This window comes from Verrucosispora sp. SN26_14.1 (assembly GCF_004307965.1).
Taxonomy (GTDB): domain Bacteria; phylum Actinomycetota; class Actinomycetes; order Mycobacteriales; family Micromonosporaceae; genus Micromonospora.
Genome location: NZ_SISL01000831.1, coordinates 1 through 1,044, shown reverse-complemented (window position 1 = coordinate 1,044; position 1,044 = coordinate 1). Strand labels below are relative to the sequence as shown.

At 78.0% G+C, this 1,044-nt stretch carries 1 pseudogene; it reads right to left on the bottom strand.

What is annotated here, in order from left to right:
- Positions 1-1,044, bottom strand: a pseudogene (locus tag EYA84_RS32870) (hypothetical protein); the annotation flags it as partial.

The window sequence follows — 1,044 nt, the reverse complement described above, 5'->3', positions numbered from 1 at the left end:
CGGCTGGCCCTCCGGCTCGCCCCGGCCCTCCCGCCACGCCTCGTCTCGGGCCCGCCGTGGCTCGTCCTGTCGCACACTGGCCCAGCGGTCCTGCATCCGGTACTCGGTGCCGGTCTGGTCGGCGTGCACCTCGGCGCGCCGCTCACCGACCCGCAGTTCCCGGCCCTGGTCGTCGTCGCGTACGGCGGCCCAACGGTCACCGGCGCGCATCTGCGCCCAGTACTCCCCGGTGTCGTCCGGCCGGGCCGTCCGGTTCTCGGCCGGGGCCTCGGGAGCCGCCTCCCACCGCGCGGCACCGCCGTCCCACCCCCGGTCGTCCCGGCCGGTCGGTCGGTCGTCTCGATATCCGGCGTACTCGTCCCGGTAGGCCGGGCGGTCGTCGCGGTGGCCGGCACGGTCGTCGTACGCGCCGCTCCAGGACCGTTCCTGGGGCGGTTCCCCCCAGGAGGTGTCCTCCTCGCGGGCCCGGCCGGACCGGGGACGGTCGTCGGCCCGGGCCGCACCGGACGACCAGGACCGCTCCTCCTCGCGGCCGGGCGGGGCCGACCAGGAACGGCTCTCGCCCCGGCGGGAACGCTCGTCCGCGTCGGACCACGACCGGTCGTCCCGCTCGGCGGCGTGGCCGCCCCGCTGCCGCTCGTCCGGCCAGGACGTCCCGTAGCCGCCGTAGCGGCCACCGGACTCCCCGCCTCCACCGTCCACGACGGTGTGCCGGGTGGTGACGTGCACGGTCTCGGTGTGCCGGACCACCCCGTGCGGGCGGTGCGCGTGGTCACCCGAGCGGCTCTCCGGCTCCTGGCGGTTGGCCGCGCCGTAGACCCCGGCGGTCGCCGCCGGACGGTCGGCGCCGTACCCGGACGACCGGTCCTCACCGCCTCGCGATGCCGGACGGTCCTCGGCGAAACCGCCGGTCGTGGCGGCGTCGGGTTCGGCGGTCGCAGCCGCTCCGTACACCCCGGAAGCGGGCTCCGCGACCTGGGCCGCACCGTAGGTGCCGGTCGTGCCGGCGGGCCGCTCGGCGTACCGGGGCGGTGCCTCCGCAGC